The sequence below is a fragment of the Pseudomonas sp. SYWMCR5 genome, assembly GCF_057197165.1.
The window spans coordinates 670,597-686,088 of the sequence record NZ_JBXUNH010000001.1 but is presented as its reverse complement, the minus strand read 5'-3'; the positions used below and the strand labels follow the sequence as shown (position 1 = coordinate 686,088).

Annotated in this window: 18 protein-coding genes and 1 tRNA gene; 14 read left to right on the top strand and 5 right to left on the bottom strand. The window is 61.1% G+C overall.

The window, feature by feature from the left end:
* Positions 1-77: transfer RNA gene (locus tag AC2CGW_RS03240), tRNA-Met, on the bottom strand.
* A gap of 250 nt (positions 78-327) precedes the next feature.
* Between AC2CGW_RS03240 and dinB the strand changes: the two genes are divergently transcribed.
* The gene (dinB, locus tag AC2CGW_RS03235; protein ID WP_186711656.1) at positions 328-1,386 is read left to right on the top strand and encodes a DNA polymerase IV; all 1,059 of its coding nucleotides are present in this window, start codon (positions 328-330) and stop codon (positions 1,384-1,386) included.
* A 30-nt stretch (positions 1,387-1,416) separates the two neighbouring features.
* On the opposite strand, the gene AC2CGW_RS03230 is transcribed toward dinB, so the two are convergent.
* From AC2CGW_RS03230 to AC2CGW_RS03220, 3 genes are all read right to left on the bottom strand, one after another.
* Positions 1,417-2,370: a hypothetical protein gene (locus AC2CGW_RS03230; protein ID WP_186667185.1), complete on the bottom strand. Its 954-nt coding sequence runs from the start codon at positions 2,368-2,370 to the stop codon at positions 1,417-1,419.
* A 20-nt stretch (positions 2,371-2,390) separates the two neighbouring features.
* Positions 2,391-4,106 carry a proline--tRNA ligase gene (locus tag AC2CGW_RS03225; RefSeq protein WP_186667184.1) on the bottom strand — a complete coding sequence of 572 codons (1,716 nt, stop codon included), beginning with the start codon at positions 4,104-4,106 and terminating at the stop codon, positions 2,391-2,393.
* A gap of 159 nt (positions 4,107-4,265) precedes the next feature.
* A complete protein-coding gene (locus tag AC2CGW_RS03220; RefSeq protein ID WP_186718904.1) occupies positions 4,266-5,570 on the bottom strand; it encodes an OprD family porin in 1,305 nt (434 codons plus the stop codon).
* A gap of 389 nt (positions 5,571-5,959) precedes the next feature.
* On the opposite strand from AC2CGW_RS03220, the gene AC2CGW_RS03215 reads away from it, so the two are divergent.
* From AC2CGW_RS03215 to AC2CGW_RS03205, 3 genes are all read left to right on the top strand, one after another.
* Entirely contained in the window at positions 5,960-6,112 is a 153-nt protein-coding gene (locus AC2CGW_RS03215) for a hypothetical protein (RefSeq protein WP_484573533.1), read from the top strand.
* Between the two features lie 203 nt (positions 6,113-6,315).
* Entirely contained in the window at positions 6,316-6,735 is a 420-nt protein-coding gene (locus AC2CGW_RS03210) for an HIT family protein (RefSeq protein WP_186667182.1), read from the top strand.
* 3 nt (positions 6,736-6,738) lie between these two features.
* Positions 6,739-6,945 (top strand): SlyX family protein, encoded by a 207-nt coding sequence (locus AC2CGW_RS03205; RefSeq protein ID WP_065862241.1) that lies wholly within the window; start codon positions 6,739-6,741, stop codon positions 6,943-6,945.
* An 18-nt stretch (positions 6,946-6,963) separates the two neighbouring features.
* Here AC2CGW_RS03205 and AC2CGW_RS03200 read toward each other — a convergent pair whose 3' ends face one another.
* Complete coding sequence (locus AC2CGW_RS03200; protein WP_186667181.1) at positions 6,964-7,557, bottom strand: cold-shock protein; 594 nt, start codon at positions 7,555-7,557, stop codon at positions 6,964-6,966.
* 280 nt (positions 7,558-7,837) lie between these two features.
* Between AC2CGW_RS03200 and AC2CGW_RS03195 the strand changes: the two genes are divergently transcribed.
* The 10 genes from AC2CGW_RS03195 to tolQ all read left to right on the top strand — a co-directional run bounded on the left by AC2CGW_RS03195 (position 7,838) and on the right by tolQ (position 15,480).
* Entirely contained in the window at positions 7,838-8,311 is a 474-nt protein-coding gene (locus AC2CGW_RS03195) for a Dps family protein (RefSeq protein ID WP_023381917.1), read from the top strand.
* Between the two features lie 179 nt (positions 8,312-8,490).
* Positions 8,491-8,808, top strand: coding sequence for a ribbon-helix-helix domain-containing protein (locus AC2CGW_RS03190; RefSeq protein WP_186667180.1), 318 nt, complete (start codon positions 8,491-8,493; stop codon positions 8,806-8,808).
* A 92-nt stretch (positions 8,809-8,900) separates the two neighbouring features.
* The gene (locus AC2CGW_RS03185) at positions 8,901-9,119 is read left to right on the top strand and encodes an FmdB family zinc ribbon protein (protein WP_063545878.1); all 219 of its coding nucleotides are present in this window, start codon (positions 8,901-8,903) and stop codon (positions 9,117-9,119) included.
* 94 nt (positions 9,120-9,213) lie between these two features.
* Positions 9,214-10,989: an aspartate--tRNA ligase gene (aspS, locus tag AC2CGW_RS03180; protein WP_054891002.1), complete on the top strand. Its 1,776-nt coding sequence runs from the start codon at positions 9,214-9,216 to the stop codon at positions 10,987-10,989.
* A gap of 109 nt (positions 10,990-11,098) precedes the next feature.
* Positions 11,099-11,845, top strand: coding sequence for a YebC/PmpR family DNA-binding transcriptional regulator (locus tag AC2CGW_RS03175; protein WP_186667179.1), 747 nt, complete (start codon positions 11,099-11,101; stop codon positions 11,843-11,845).
* 64 nt (positions 11,846-11,909) lie between these two features.
* Positions 11,910-12,434: a crossover junction endodeoxyribonuclease RuvC gene (gene ruvC, locus AC2CGW_RS03170; protein ID WP_054891000.1), complete on the top strand. Its 525-nt coding sequence runs from the start codon at positions 11,910-11,912 to the stop codon at positions 12,432-12,434.
* A gap of 109 nt (positions 12,435-12,543) precedes the next feature.
* The gene (ruvA, locus tag AC2CGW_RS03165; protein ID WP_186667178.1) at positions 12,544-13,161 is read left to right on the top strand and encodes a Holliday junction branch migration protein RuvA; all 618 of its coding nucleotides are present in this window, start codon (positions 12,544-12,546) and stop codon (positions 13,159-13,161) included.
* Entirely contained in the window at positions 13,158-14,204 is a 1,047-nt protein-coding gene (ruvB, locus tag AC2CGW_RS03160; RefSeq protein ID WP_054890998.1) for a Holliday junction branch migration DNA helicase RuvB, read from the top strand. The genes ruvA and ruvB overlap by 4 nt, the downstream gene beginning before the upstream one ends.
* A gap of 125 nt (positions 14,205-14,329) precedes the next feature.
* On the top strand, positions 14,330-14,782 hold the full coding sequence (gene ybgC, locus AC2CGW_RS03155) for a tol-pal system-associated acyl-CoA thioesterase (RefSeq protein ID WP_186667177.1): 453 nt from the start codon (positions 14,330-14,332) through the stop codon (positions 14,780-14,782).
* Between the two features lie 2 nt (positions 14,783-14,784).
* Positions 14,785-15,480 (top strand): protein TolQ, encoded by a 696-nt coding sequence (gene tolQ, locus AC2CGW_RS03150; RefSeq protein ID WP_054890996.1) that lies wholly within the window; start codon positions 14,785-14,787, stop codon positions 15,478-15,480.
* Positions 15,481-15,492: the final 12 nt, after the last annotated feature.

Sequence of the window (15,492 nt, the reverse complement as noted above, 5' to 3'; positions counted from 1 at the left end):
TGGTTGCGGGAGCCGGATTTGAACCGACGACCTTCGGGTTATGAGCCCGACGAGCTACCAGGCTGCTCCATCCCGCGCCTGTGGAATCGAATTCTACGCAGATCCTTCAGCGAGTCAAGCGTTATTTTCAAAAAACCTTTTTTGTTCAATCCCTTAGCGTCGCTGGAATAGTCTTCGCCTCAGCCACGACGCGGGTTGTGGCGTGTTTTGAGTGGCAGGCGGTGATAATGCCGATCATCCTGGCAGCGGTGCAGCAGGGCTGACGAATATCGGGTGTCGTGCTGTAATATCTGTATGAATTTACAGTGCTGACGGTCATCCATGTCCCTGCGCAAGATCATCCACATTGATTGTGACTGTTTTTATGCCGCGATCGAGATGCGTGACGACCCCCGGCTGGCGGGGCGACCGATGGCTGTGGGCGGTCAGCCCGGCCAGCGTGGGGTGATCGCCACCTGCAACTATGAAGCGCGGGCCTATGGGGTGCGCTCGGCGATGTCGTCGGGCCATGCCATGAAACTGTGCCCGGACCTGTTGATCGTCAAGCCGCGCTTCGAGGCCTATCGCGAGGCCTCGCGGGAAATCCACACGATCTTTCGCGACTACACCGACCTGATCGAGCCCTTGTCGCTGGATGAGGCCTATCTGGATGTGACAGACAGTCAATGGTTCTCCGGCAGCGCCACGCGTATTGCCGAGGATATTCGCCGGCGCGTCGCACAGACCTTGCACATCACCGTTTCCGCTGGAGTCGCGCCAAACAAGTTCCTGGCCAAGATCGCCAGCGACTGGCGCAAGCCCAATGGATTGTTCGTGGTCAGGCCCGATCAGGTCGATGAGTTCGTTGCCGCACTGCCGGTGGCGCGCCTGCATGGGGTGGGCAAGGTGACTGCCGACAAGCTTTCAAGGCTTGGTATCGACACCTGCCAGTCGTTGCGCGAGTGGTCGCGCCTGAGCCTGGTGCGTGAGTTCGGTAGTTTCGGTGAGCGGCTGTGGGGGCTTGCCCATGGCATCGACGAACGAATCGTACAGACCGACAGCCGGCGTCAGTCGGTCAGTGTCGAGAACACCTACGACAACGATCTGCCTGATCTGGCCAGTTGCCTGGAAAAGATTCCTGAGCTGCTCAACAGTCTCAATGAACGAATTGCGCGGATGGACAGCAGTTATAAGCCGGACAAGCCTTTCGTCAAGGTCAAGTTCCATGACTTCAGCCAGACCACGCTGGAACAAGCAGGGGCGGGGAGGGACTTGGAAAGCTACCGGCAGTTGCTCAGTCAGGCCTTTGCTCGTGGCGCCAAGCCGGTGAGATTGCTGGGGGTAGGGGTAAGGTTGCGGGATCTGCGCGGAGCGCATGAGCAGTTGGAGCTGTTTCCTGCTCAATAAAGGAAAGGGGCGCATTGCGCCCCTTTCTTTTTACCGCTCGCCAGGGTCAGCGACCAATCGGCCGGTTTCCTTGGTCAGCGTCTTGAGAAACTCCTGCTGCAGTTCCGGATCGTTGCGTGTCAGCTCGATCAGGCTCTGTTCCAGCTCGCTGGCTTCCTCCTCAAGGCCCAGCTCCGAGAGGCGCTTGACCCGATGCACCCACTGGCCGACGTCATCGTCCTCAAGGTCGTCGAAGATCAATTCGTGGGCTTCCAGCAGCTTGTTGCGCAGGTTGCCGCTCACCAGCAGGCTGGCATCGCCACGGATGCCGTTGTCCTCATCGACCGCTGCCAGGTGCAGGGTGCCGATGTGGTTGAGGTTCTGCTCCGAGAACGGGCTGTCGAGCAGGTTCAGGCGCAGCACGCCATGCTTGTCGGTGGTCAGCTCGTGGGTCATCTTGCCGGCCTTGACCTCGACCAGGCGTTCGCTCCACGGCAGGCTGGTGAACTCCTCGCGCTTGTCCTTCTGGATCTCGCTGATGCCTGCGAGGTTCTGCTGCGCGCGACCGTTGGACTGCACGTTCATGAACGGGTTGAGCCCGGCCAGACCGTAGCTCAGCCAGTCGTGGGTCATGCTCTGCGGCAGGCTGTCGAAGGTGATCACGTTGACCACGTTGGCGCCGATGCCCGCGACCACCGCCACCGCACCCAGTGGGATCTCGTAGATCTCCCGCCAAGGCTGGTAGGGCGTGTAGCGGTCATAGCGCCGTGTGACTTCGAACTCGGTGACCTCGAAACGTCGCTGTTCATTGATGCGAACACGTCGTTGCGGAAGCTCCATCACCTTGGGCTCGCCGACGTCGATCTGCAGACTGTGCTCGAGCAACTTGCGCTCGACACGTTCCTCGTGCTCGCTGCGCTGGGACATCTGGTTGGCGCAGCCGCTGAGGAACAGGGCGCCGCAGAGCGCGGCGCCCCCCAGGGTAAAGGTACTTCGCTTGGACATGTTCACTCGTGCATTGGTGGTCAGCGGCGGATGCGGGCCTGCAGGAAGGTCAGCACTTCGTTGAGCGGCAGAGGCTGGGCATCCTGTTCGGTGCGGTGCTTGTACTCCAGGTTGCCTTCGGCCAGGCCGCGGTCGCTGACGACGATACGGTGCGGGATGCCGATCAGTTCCATGTCGGCGAACTTGATGCCGGGGCTGGTCTTCTTGTCACGGTCGTCCAGCAGCACTTCGTAGCCTGCGGCGGTCAGCTCGGCGTAGAGCTTGTCGGTTGCCTCGCGCACGGCGTCGGTCTCGTAGCGCAATGGTACGAGGGCGATCTGGAAGGGCGCCAGGGCGTCGTTCCAGATGATGCCCTTGTCGTCATGGCTCTGCTCGATGGCGGCGGCAACCACACGGGATACGCCGATACCGTAGCAGCCCATGGACAGCACTACCGGCTTGCCGTTCTCGCCCAGTACCTGGCACTTGAGCGCTTCGCTGTACTTGGTGCCGAGCTGGAAGATGTGGCCCACCTCGATGCCGCGCTTGATGACCAGGGTGCCCTGGCCGTCTGGGCTCGGATCGCCGGCGACGACGTTGCGCAGGTCGGCGACCTGTGGCACCGGCAGGTCACGCTCCCAGTTCACGCCGAAGTAGTGCTTGTCGTCTATGTTGGCGCCGATGCCGAAGTCGCTCATCAGGGCGACCGAGCGGTCGATGACGCATTCCAGCGGCAGGTTCAGCGGACCGAGCGAGCCGGCGCCGGCACCGATGGCCGCCCGCAGCTCGGCGTCGCTGGCCATGACCAGCGGGTCGGCAACCTGCTCCAGCTTGGCGGCCTTGATTTCGTTCAGCTCGTGGTCGCCACGCACGATCAGGGCGACCAGCTTGCCCTCCTCGGCGCCGTGCACGATCAGGGTCTTGACGGTCTTCTCGATCGCCAGGCCGTGGTTCTCGACCAGTTCGGCGATGGTCTTGGCGTTTGGCGTGTCGACCAGGCGCAGTTCTTCGGTTGGCGCCGGACGCACGGTTTCCCGTGGAATCGCTTCGGCTTTCTCGATGTTGGCGGCGTAGTCGGAGGTGTCGCTGAAGATCACGTCATCTTCGCCGGAAGAGGCCAGGACGTGGAATTCGTGGGAGTAGCTGCCACCGATCGAACCGGTATCGGCCTGCACCGGACGGAAGTCCAGGCCCAGGCGGGTAAAGATGTTGGAGTACGCCTGGTGCATGCGGTCGTAGGTTTCCTGCAGGGAAGCCTGGTCGGCATGGAAGGAGTAGGCGTCCTTCATGATGAACTCGCGGCCGCGCATCAGGCCGAAGCGCGGACGGATCTCGTCACGGAACTTGGTCTGGATCTGGTACATGTTCAGCGGCAGCTGTTTATAGCTGGACAGCTCGTTGCGTGCCAGGTCGGTGATCACTTCTTCGTGAGTCGGGCCGACGCAGAAATCGCGGTCATGGCGATCCTTCAGGCGCAGTAGCTCAGGGCCGTATTGCTCCCAGCGCCCGGATTCCTGCCACAACTCTGCTGGCTGGATGCTTGGCATCAGTACTTCAAGGGCACCGGCGGCGTTCATTTCTTCGCGCACCACGTTCTCGACCTTGCGCATGACTCGCAGGCCCATTGGCAGCCAGGTGTACAGGCCGGAGGCCAGCTTGCGGATCATGCCGGCGCGCAGCATCAGCTGGTGGCTGATGACAACGGCGTCTGCCGGGGTTTCTTTCTGGGTGGCGAGCAAATATTGACTGGTGCGCATGGGAAGCCGTGTCGATTGCCTGAATGTTTGAAATGACCCCGCATTGTACGGGGGCGAGACGAAAGCGTACAGGATGCCCCAGGGCGCTCGGCTTGTCAGCCAAGAAAAAGCCCGGCAGATGCCGGGCTTCTTCAGGTGCGGGGCATTGCAAGCCGGGGCTTACAGGATGCTCAGCGGGTACTCCACGATCAGACGCAGGTCGTTGTTGTCCGACGCGTATTCGGCGTTGTACGCATTGTTGGCGCGGTAGATCGCGTGACGCACGCGGAAGGACAGGTCCTTGGCGGCGCCTTCCTGGATCACGTACTTGGTCTCGAAGTTGAACTCGTTTTCCTTGCCTTCGGTGTTCGCCGCGGTCTCGATGTTGTCACCGTGAACGTAGCGCGCCATGAAGCTAAGGCCAGGTACGCCGTAGGAAGCCATGTTCAGGTCGTAGCGAGCCTGCCAGGACTTCTCTTCGCGACCGATGAAGTCGGAGATCTGGATGGAGTTGGAGACGAAGACGGTGCCGTTGCCGTCGACGCCGTACAGGTAGTTGGTGTCACCGGTCGAGCGCTGGTAGGCCAGGGTGAACTTATGGGCGCCCAGGCTATAGGCGGCTGCCAGGCTCCACAGTTTGTTGTCCAGTTTGCCATACAGTGCCTGGCCCTGGTCCTTGGTGCGATAGCCGTTGAAGTCGAAGTTCAGTGACTGGCTGTCGTCGATCGGCAGGGTGTAGTTCAGGTTGACGTACTGCTTCTTGAAGTAGTCGTCGACATCGGAGGCCGCCAGGGTGCCGACGAAATTATCGGTGAAGGAGTAGGTGGCGCCGGCAATGTTGGCCGAGGTCAGGCCAGGGGAACGCTTGCCGTTGATGCTGTCCTTGCCCATGCCGGTCTGGGAGCTCAGTGCGGTGAAGCGACCGACGCTCAGTTCCAGGCCCTTGATCTCTTTGCTGGTGATCAGGGTGCCTTCGGCGACTTCCGGCAGCAGTCGGCTGTCATCGGTGGCGAACACCGGGCTGGCGACGAACTGACGGCCATATTTCAGGGTGGTGTCGGAGAGGCGGAACTTGACGGCGGCGCCGCCCTTGCCTTGCGAGTCTTCCGCGCGACCGTCGCTGTCGGTGCGGAACAGGCCGTTACCGGTGGTGCCGCGGCCGCCGTCGAATTTGACGCTGCCCATGGCCATGAGGTCTACGCCGACACCGATGGTGCCTTGGGTGAAGCCGGACTCATAGACGCCCAGCAGCGAAGCGCCGCTGTCTTCACGGTGACCGCTCTTGAAACCGCTGGATTTGGATGGGTCGGCAATGTTGCCCGCGCCATTCTTGAAGTCGCGGTTCATATACATGGCGCGGGTCTTCAGGTTCAGTTTGCTGTCTTCTACAAAGCCCTTGGCTTCATCTTGCGAAGAGGCTACTGCGAACTGCGAGGTCCCTGCCGCAACAGCCAGGGCGATCATGCTCCACTTCATCACGCGCATCGTGATTTGCTCCTTTGGTTTTAGGAAGAGTACCGCTGCGCCCAAGTGTTTTAGTTATATGGGGCAGCTCTTTCTTTTTATGTCGGCGAAAATGTATATCACGCTGACTGTACTTGGCGACATGAAAAACGGAACCTTTCGGTAAGTTTACGGTCGTGTCGCTTTTGGCTATTTCCATGTCGCAAATCACGTCCCGCTACAGGCGGGCCGTACACCCCAGCGCTGCTTCAAAGCCGTCACGATTCCGTAAAGAACACGTGCCTGCTCGAAGCTCCCTGGTGAATCCCTTGTCGCTGTTGTTATTTGTCGCGTTCACCGGCTAATGCAGGTGTCGTGCCGACTTGGCGTAAAAAGAATGCAACAAGCGTGCACAAAAACGATCAGCGTTGATGAATTTTTCACAAATGCTCTCAAAACGTCCTGAAACCTCCGGAAACACGGGTTCAGGCTGTCTGATGGTATTCCTCGATGTTGATTATCGTTTGCAAAATAAAGCTGGCTTGAAAGTCAAGGTGTTACCGCTGACTGTTGATGCTGAGTAGTTTGTACCGAGGTGGTGTGACAGGCGTATTTTTCGTTGCTTCATTTTGGTGCGAAAAGTAGCGCAGTGTTACCGCTTGTGGCACGTACGTCTCGTTCGGGGCGCCAGGCAAGGCGGTGGGTCGTGTCCTGGGCTCTGCAAGCAAGGTATCCTTGCGCTCTGCCCGCGTTCGAGTCGGGTCGTGTCAGTCGATGGAGGTTTGCCGTGTTTGTCCTGGATTCGCGTCTGCAGCAGGATTCCCTGGTGCTGGGGGATTTCCCGTTGTCCCGTCTTTTGCTGAGCAAGGATGCCAACTATCCCTGGTTCATTCTGGTGCCGCGCCGTGCTGATGTCAGTGAGCTCTTTGATCTGGATCTGGCCGACCAGCAGCAATTGTGGAAAGAGACCACTTTGCTCGCCGAGGCGCTCAAGGGTGAGTTCACGGCGGACAAGATGAATGTCGCCACGCTGGGCAATGTCGTCAGTCAGTTGCATATGCACGTGGTGGTGCGTCATCGCAGCGATGCGGCGTGGCCTGCGCCAGTGTGGGGCAAGGTGCCTGCGCTCGGCTACGCGCACGGGCAGGTCGATGCAATCCGCCAGCGCCTGCGTGGGTTGGCGCTTGAAGGTTTCGAGGAGGCCTGAGCCATGTCACTGGAAGCGAGAATCGTCGAGCTGGAGATGCGTCAGGCGTTTCAGGATGACACCCTTCAGGCGCTCAGCGACGAAGTGGCCGGTCAGAACCGGGTGATCGAGCGCCTGCAGTTGCAGATCGCCGAACTGATCAAGCGTCATGAAGAGATGGTCGGCCAATACGAGGCCGGAGGGGAGGAGCCTCCACCACCTCATTATTGAGGTGATGGAGGCGAGTGATCAGCGGCGTGAAACCGCGACCACGTCTTCGGCCTGCAGGCCTTTGTCGCGATGCATTACCGAGAACTCCACGCGCTGGCCTTCCACCAGGACGCGATGGCCTTCGCCGCGGATGGCGCGAAAGTGCACGAAGATGTCATCGCCGGAGTCGCGGGAGATGAATCCGAAGCCTTTCGAGGTATTGAACCACTTCACGGTGCCGGTATCGCGCTTGCTGGCATCTTGCTGGCCCACCTGACTGGCTCGTGATTTGCGACCGCTGCGGGCGAAGCCGGCAGCCAGGTGCAGGGCCGTTGCCAGTGCCGCGCAGAGCAAGGCCGACAAGCTGCCGAGCTCTGGGCGGGCGAGGACGGTGATGGTTTGCAGGATCACCGCCAGCACCAGGAGTGCGCTGGCCAGATGTTGCAATTGCTGGCGCGCGCCGCGGTAGTAAAGCGGTACCACCGGTGCGAGGACCAGGTTGAGCAGGCCCAGGAATACCAGGTAGGCCGCTTCGGGTTGTTGCAGGAAGGGTGTGGCGTCGGTTCTGAGGCTGGGTATGAACGACAGCAGCAAAGCCGCAACGCCCGTCACCAGATGGACGATCTTGAACATTGGGTTGGCTCACATATATGGATAAGGCCGATCACGGAAGAGCTGGCAGCACGGTGCGCATGAGGTGTAGAGCGCGATCACGTGACTGTTCAGCCTATGCACCCGGCATTGTCAGTCCGCACGGGTGGCACCCTGCCTATTTAACAGCAAAGCCGGGGGCTTCTCAAACCGCAGGGGTGGTCGGGCGATGTGTTGCCTTGTGTCACATGCAGCTGCCTGCAAGTCTTGGTACAGTGTTTTCGCCCGCTTGATCGTCAAGCCTTATGGAAAGGGGAGATTCATGGCAATCGATATCGGTATCAGCGAAGAAGATCGCAAGTCCATCGTCGAAGGGTTGTCCCGCCTGCTGTCGGACACCTATGTGCTGTATCTGAAAACCCACAACTTCCACTGGAACGTCACCGGTCCGTCGTTCCGAACCCTGCACCTGATGTTCGAGGAGCAGTACAACGAGTTGGCCCTGGCGGTCGATTCGATCGCCGAACGTATTCGCGCGCTGGGGTTCCCGGCGCCGGGTTCCTATGCATTCTATGCGCGTCACTCCTCGATCAAGGAGGAAGAAGGGGTGCCTGCTGCCGATGAGATGATCCGCCAGCTGGTCCAGGGGCAGGAAGCGGTGGTGCGCACGGCGCGCAGCATCTTCCCGGTGGTGGACAAGGTCAGTGACGAGCCGACCGCCGACCTGCTCACCCAGCGCATGCAGGTGCACGAAAAGACCGCCTGGATGTTGCGAGTGCTGCTCGACGGCAAATAATGATGCGCTGGCCTGCGGCCAGACTTGGTCATAGAGCCCGGTATCGCCTAGCGATGCCGGGCTTTTTCATTATGGGGAAACCCTTGCTGCTGCTCTGCAACGCCGGAACGGCGCTTCATTGAAACACCCTGAAGCTTCTTGCGCAGGGCGTGAAGTGATCGGCAATAGGGAGCAGCACCATGGCGCAAGCAAACAGGCACGGCGGTTGGCCAGGCAGGGATTGTCATGATCCGTTCAGAGGTGATTTCGACATGTTGCAGATCGTACCGGTCTCGCGGTCGGTAAGGCTCAATGGGTTTGCCACTTGCCTTCGGCTCGAGGCGGTCTACTGGCGTATTCTGGAGCGTATCGCCGAGGCCAATCACTGTTCGGTGAGCGCTGTGCTGTCCTACGTTGATCGGGAGGTGCACCTGCGCCAGGGAGGGGTGCGTAATTTCAGTGGGCTGATTCGGGTCATCTGTGTGGCCTGGTTACTTGATCCGCCAAGTGCGCGCTGATCGCCGGGCGGGCTGCACAGCACTCCTTAACCATATATAATCCCGCTTTTTGCTGCCCCGGCAGCCAGCGTTGTGGTTGACGAGAGACTTCCATGCCCCTTTATGACTATCAATGTGCTTCCTGCGACCACCGCATGGAGGTGTTGCAGAAAATCAGCGCCGCGCCATTGACCGATTGTCCGGCATGCCAGGCGCCGGCCCTGAAAAAACTGTTGTCGGTACCCGGCTTTCGCCTGAGTGGCAATGGCTGGTACGAGACCGACTTCAAGACCGGGGCTAAGAAGAACCTGGCCGGCGACAAGGCCGACTGAGTTGAATTGCAGCGACAGGGTCTTGCACTATTAGCCCTCAGGGCGGACAAGACCTCCACCGAATACACGAATCACGAGAAGCGAAACCACGATCATGATGCGCAGCCATTATTGCGGCCAACTGAACGAGAGCCTGGACGGCCAGGAAGTCACCCTTTGCGGCTGGGTCCATCGTCGTCGCGACCACGGCGGGGTGATCTTCCTCGACATCCGTGACCGCGAAGGCATGGCCCAGGTCGTGTTCGATCCGGATCGCGCCGAAACCTTCGCCGCTGCCGACCGCGTGCGCAGCGAATACGTGGTGCAGATCACCGGCAAGGTGCGCAAGCGCCCGGACGGTGCGGTGAACGCGAACATGGCCTCCGGTGCCATCGAGATCCTCGGCTACCAGCTGAACGTGCTCAACGAAGCTGAAACCCCGCCATTCCCGCTGAACGAATACTCTGACGTCGGCGAAGAAACCCGCCTGCGCTATCGTTTCATCGACCTGCGTCGCCCGGAAATGGCCGACAAGCTGCGTCTGCGTTCGCGCATCACCAGCAGCATCCGCCGCTTCCTCGACGAGAACGGCTTCCTCGACGTCGAAACGCCGATCCTGACCCGTGCCACTCCGGAAGGCGCGCGCGACTACCTGGTGCCGAGCCGCACCCACGCAGGCAGCTTCTTCGCCCTGCCGCAGTCGCCCCAGCTGTTCAAGCAACTGCTGATGGTGGCCGGCTTCGACCGCTACTACCAGATTGCCAAGTGCTTCCGTGACGAAGACCTGCGCGCTGACCGCCAGCCGGAATTCACCCAGATCGACATCGAGACCAGCTTCCTCGACGAGTCCGAGATCATGGGCCTCACCGAGAGCATGATCCGCAAGCTGTTCAAGGAAGTGCTCGACCTCGAGTTCGGCGACTTCCCGCACATGACCTTCGAGGAAGCCATGCGTCGTTATGGCTCCGACAAGCCGGACCTGCGCATCCCGCTGGAACTGGTCGATGTTGCCGACCAGCTCAAGGACGTCGACTTCAAGGTCTTCGCAGGCCCTGCCAACGATCCGAAGTGTCGCGTCACTGCCCTGCGCCTGCCGGGTGGCGCTGCCATGCCGCGCAGCAAGATCGACGAGTACACCAAGTTCGTCGGCATCTACGGTGCCAAAGGCCTGGCGTACATCAAGGTCAACGAGCGCGCCAAGGGCGTCGAGGGCCTGCAGTCGCCGATCGTCAAGAACATCCCTGAGGCCAACCTCAATGTGATCCTCGATCGCGTCGGCGCGGTCGATGGCGACATCGTGTTCTTCGGTGCCGACAAGTTCAAGGTCGTCAGCGAGGCCCTGGGCGCGCTGCGTATCAAGCTGGGTCACGACTTCAACCTGCTCACCTGCGAGTGGGCACCGATGTGGGTCGTCGACTTCCCGATGTTCGAGGAGAACGAAGACGGCAGCTTCACCGCGCTGCACCACCCGTTCACTGCGCCCAAGTGCACCCCTGAAGAGCTGGAGGCCAACCCGGCCACCGCCTTGTCGCGTGCCTACGACATGGTGCTCAACGGCACCGAGCTGGGTGGCGGTTCGATCCGTATCCATCGCAAAGAGATGCAGCAGGCCGTCTTCCGCCTGTTGGGTATCGAGGCGGCGGAACAGGAAGAGAAGTTCGGCTTCCTGCTCGACGCCCTGAAGTTCGGCGCCCCGCCACACGGTGGCCTGGCCTTCGGCCTGGATCGCCTGGTCATGCTGATGACTGGCGCCCAGTCGATTCGCGAAGTGATCGCGTTCCCGAAAACCCAGAGCGCTGCGTGCGTCATGACCCAGGCCCCGGGCCTGGTCGATGCCAAGGCTCTGCGCGAGCTGCACATCCGTCTGCGTGAGCAGACCAAGGTCGAGTAACCAACCGCAGGCGCCCCGGATTCGGGGCGCTTCGCGCTTGTGCGCAGGATTTTCCGCGTTCCGCCCTTCGGGGCGGAACCTGTTTCTGTTTCAAGGATTTGGAGTCGTTATGGCCGGTCATTCCAAGTGGGCGAACATCAAGCACCGCAAAGAACGCCAGGATGCCAAGAGAGGCAAGATCTTCACCAAGTGGATTCGCGAACTGACCGTCGCTGCCAAGCAGGGTGGTGGTGATCCGGCCTCCAATCCCCGGCTGCGGTTGGCGCTGGACAAGGCGCTGGGTGCCAACATGAGCCGCGATATCATCGATCGTGCGGTCGCGCGCGGGGCCGGCACCAACGAAAGCGACAACGTCGAAGAGCTCAGCTACGAGGGTTACGGTCCCGGTGGCGTGGCGATCATGGTCGAGGCCATGACCGACAACCGCAACCGCACAGCAGCAGCTGTGCGCCATGCGTTCACCAAGTGCGGCGGCAACCTCGGTACCGATGGCTCGGTGGCCTATCTGTTCGAGCGCAAGGGGCAGATCAGCTTTGCGCCGGGCGTCGATGAAGAGGCGCTGATCGAAGCGGCCATGGAAGCCGATGCCGATGATGTGGTTGGCAATGACGATGGCTCCTTCGACGTCTTCACGTCCTTCAACAGCTTCTACGCCGTGCGCAATGCGCTGGAAGAGGCGGGCTTCAAGGCCGCCGACGCAGAAATCGTCATGCAGCCGACCACCAGCGCCGAGCTGGACCAGGACGGCGCAGAGAAGGTGCTCAAGCTGATCGATATGCTCGAGGACCTGGACGACGTGCAGAACGTCTACTCCAATGCGCAGATATCCGACGAGATCATGGAAAAACTCGGCTAAGGTTCTCCTTGGTCTTCAGGGTCTCTTCGCGGGCCAGTGAAATGTGTAAAGAACCGCAGGCTTTATGACGCTGATTCTTGGTATCGACCCCGGCTCGCGAATCACCGGTTATGGTGTGGTGCGCCACACGCCGCGGGGGTGCGAGTACGTGGCCTCCGGTTGCATCCGCACGGGTGGCGGCGAGTTGCATGAGCGGCTGCAGATCGTGTTTCGCGGCGTCAGCGAGGTGATTCGCCTGCATGGCCCCGTCACCATGGGCATCGAGCGGGTGTTCATGGCGCGCAATGCCGATTCGGCGCTCAAGCTTGGCCAGGCCCGTGGTGCAGCCATCGTCGCCGCCGCCGAGGCGGGCCTGGAGATCGCCGAATACACGGCCAGCCAGGTCAAGCAGTCAGTGGCCGGTACGGGCGGGGCGAACAAGGATCAGGTCATGCTGATGGTCATGCACCTGCTCAAGCTGACGCAGAAGCCGCAGATCGACGCCTCCGACGCCTTGGCCATCGCCCTGTGCCACGCCCATACACGCTCCAGCCTGGTGCCCCACGGCCTGGCCACTGCACGCCGGCGCGGTGGGCGCTTGCGTCTGTAACAGCTTCATGCCCTGATACACATTTTGTCCGGGTGACACGCTCACCCGCCGCATTTGCTGATAGGGTTGTCCGGTCACCGACCAGACGCCCGAGAGAAAGGATCCGAACGTGATTGGACGTTTGCGTGGCACCCTGGCGGAAAAACAACCGCCGCACCTGATTATCGATGTCAATGGCCTGGGTTATGAGCTGGAGGTGCCGATGACGACGCTGTACCGCCTGCCCAAGGTCGGCGAAGCGGTGACGCTGCACACCCATCTGGTGGTCCGCGAAGATGCCCACCTGCTCTATGGCTTCTTCGAGAAGCGCGAGCGTGAACTGTTCCGCGAGCTGATCCGCCTCAATGGCGTCGGCCCGAAGCTGGCTCTGGCGTTGATGTCGGGCCTCGAGGTCGATGAGCTGGTGCGCTGCGTGCAGGCCCAGGATGCGTCGGCTCTGGTGCGCGTACCGGGCGTTGGCAAGAAGACCGCCGAGCGCCTGCTGGTCGAGCTCAAGGACCGTTTCAAGGCCTGGGAAACCTCGCCGGCGATGTTCACCCTGGTGTCTGATGGCCCACTGCCGGTGGCCAGCACCTCCAGTGCCGAAGCCGATGCGGTCAGCGCCCTGATTTCGCTGGGCTACAAACCGCAGGAAGCGAGCAAGGCAGTGTCGGCGATCAAGGACAAGGCAAACATGAGCAGCGAGGAGCTGATTCGCCATAGCCTCAAAGGGATGATCGTCAAGTGATCGAAGCCGACCGCCTGATCGCCGCCAGCGGGCGCGACCGCGAAGAGGTCCAGGACCGCGCCATTCGCCCGTTGAGCCTGGACGAGTACATCGGCCAGCCGGTGGTGCGCGAGCAGATGGGCCTGTTCATCCAGGCCGCCCGTGGCCGCAACGAGTCCCTCGATCACACCTTGATCTTCGGTCCGCCCGGTCTGGGCAAGACCACCCTTGCCAATATCATCGCCCACGAGATGGGGGTTTCGGTCAAGAGCACGTCCGGCCCGATCCTCGAGCGTCCGGGTGATCTGGCGGCGATGCTGACCAATCTCGAGCCGCACGACGTGCTGTTCATCGATGAAATCCATCGCCTCTCGCCAGTGGTCGAGGAGGTGCTCTACCCGGCGATGGAGGACTTCCAGCTCGACATCATGATCGGTGAGGGGCCTGCCGCACGCTCGATCAAGCTCGACCTGCCGCCGTTCACCCTGGTTGGTGCGACCACCCGGGCCGGGATGCTCACCAACCCGCTGCGTGACCGTTTCGGCATCGTCCAGCGCCTGGAGTTCTACAGCAACCAGGACCTGGCGACCATCGTCAGCCGGTCGGCGAACATCCTGGGGCTTGCCATCGAAGACAAGGGCGCTTTCGAGATCGCCCGTCGCGCCCGCGGTACGCCGCGGATCGCCAACCGCCTGCTACGCCGCGTGCGTGACTACGCCGAGGTGCGTGCAAAGGGCCAGATCACCAAGGAAATCGCCGACAAGGCGTTGAACCTGCTGGATGTCGACGAGCGCGGTTTCGACCATTCCGACCGGCGCCTGCTGCTGACCATGATCGAGAAATTCGATGGCGGACCGGTCGGTGTGGACAACCTGGCGGCTGCGATCAGCGAAGAGCGGCACACCATCGAGGATGTCCTCGAGCCGTACCTGATCCAGCAGGGCTACATCATGCGTACACCGCGTGGCCGCGTGGTCACCCGTCACGCCTACCTGCATTTCGGCCTGAACATTCCGGGGCGCTTTGCAGAGGGCGGAGAATTTTCTGATCCTGACGATGAGTGACAGATCGAATTGGGGTTTTCGTGGTCCTAGCGCTGGCACTTTGCGATAGCGCTGGCAATACGACATTTCCCCTGAAAAAACAGTTGCCGGGGCGGATTGGCAAGCTGAGGAGTAAGCACTAGAGTATGCGCGCGCAAAATCGGCAGGACCCGTTCGCTCATCGTTGTCGCGTCTATTACGAGGATACTGACGCAGGCGGGGTGGTGTACTACGTCAACTACCTGAAATTCATGGAACGTGCACGCACCGAGAGGTTGCGGCACCTGGGGTTTTCCCAGTCCGAGCTGGCGGAACAGAATCTATTGTTCGTCGTCCACTCCAGCGAGGCGCGCTACCACGCGCCGGCACGGTTGGACGATGCGTTGCGGGTAACCGCACAAGTACTTGAATTGAATCGCGCCAGCCTGCGCTTCGTGCAGCAGGTCTGGCGGGAAACGGATGAAACACTGCTTTGCGAAGGGCAGTTCCTGGTGGCCGCCGTGCGCGCCGACACTTTCAAACCCCGGGCCATTCCCCCTGAACTGCGCGACGCTTTCATGGCGGACGGCATGGGTACTCAATCGAACGCAGGAGAATAAGCGTGGAAGCAAACGTCGTCGACCATACCTCCATGTGGAGCCTGGTCGCCAATGCCAGTGTGGTGGTTCAGCTGGTGATGCTGACTCTCGTGGCAGCCTCGGTGACCTCTTGGATCATGATCTTCCAGCGCAGCACCATGCTGCGCGCCGGTCGTCGTGCGCTGGACGCGTTCGAAGAGCGTTTCTGGTCGGGCATCGACCTGTCCAAACTGTATCGCCAGGCCGGCAGCAACCCTGATCCGGATTCGGGTGTCGAGCAGGTCTTCCGCGCCGGCTTCAAGGAGTTTTCGCGCCTGCGCCAGCAGCCGGGCGTCGACCCTGATGCGGTCATGGAAGGGGTGGGGCGCGCCATGCGTGTGGCCATCTCCCGCGAGGAAGAGAAACTCGAGCAGAGCCTGCCGTTCCTGGCTACCGTCGGTTCCACCAGCCCGTATATCGGTCTGTTCGGTACCGTATGGGGCATCATGAACTCCTTCCGTGGCCTGGCCAGCGCCCAGCAGGCCACCCTTGCCACCGTGGCGCCTGGCATTGCCGAGGCACTGATCGCCACCGCGATCGGCCTGTTCGCCGCGATCCCGGCAGTCATCGCCTACAACCGTTTCGCTGCACGCAGCGAAACACTGATCGGTCGCTACTACACGTTCGCCGATGAGTTCCAGGCGATCCTGCACCGCAAAGTACACACCAGCGAAGAGTGATCAGGTAGACAT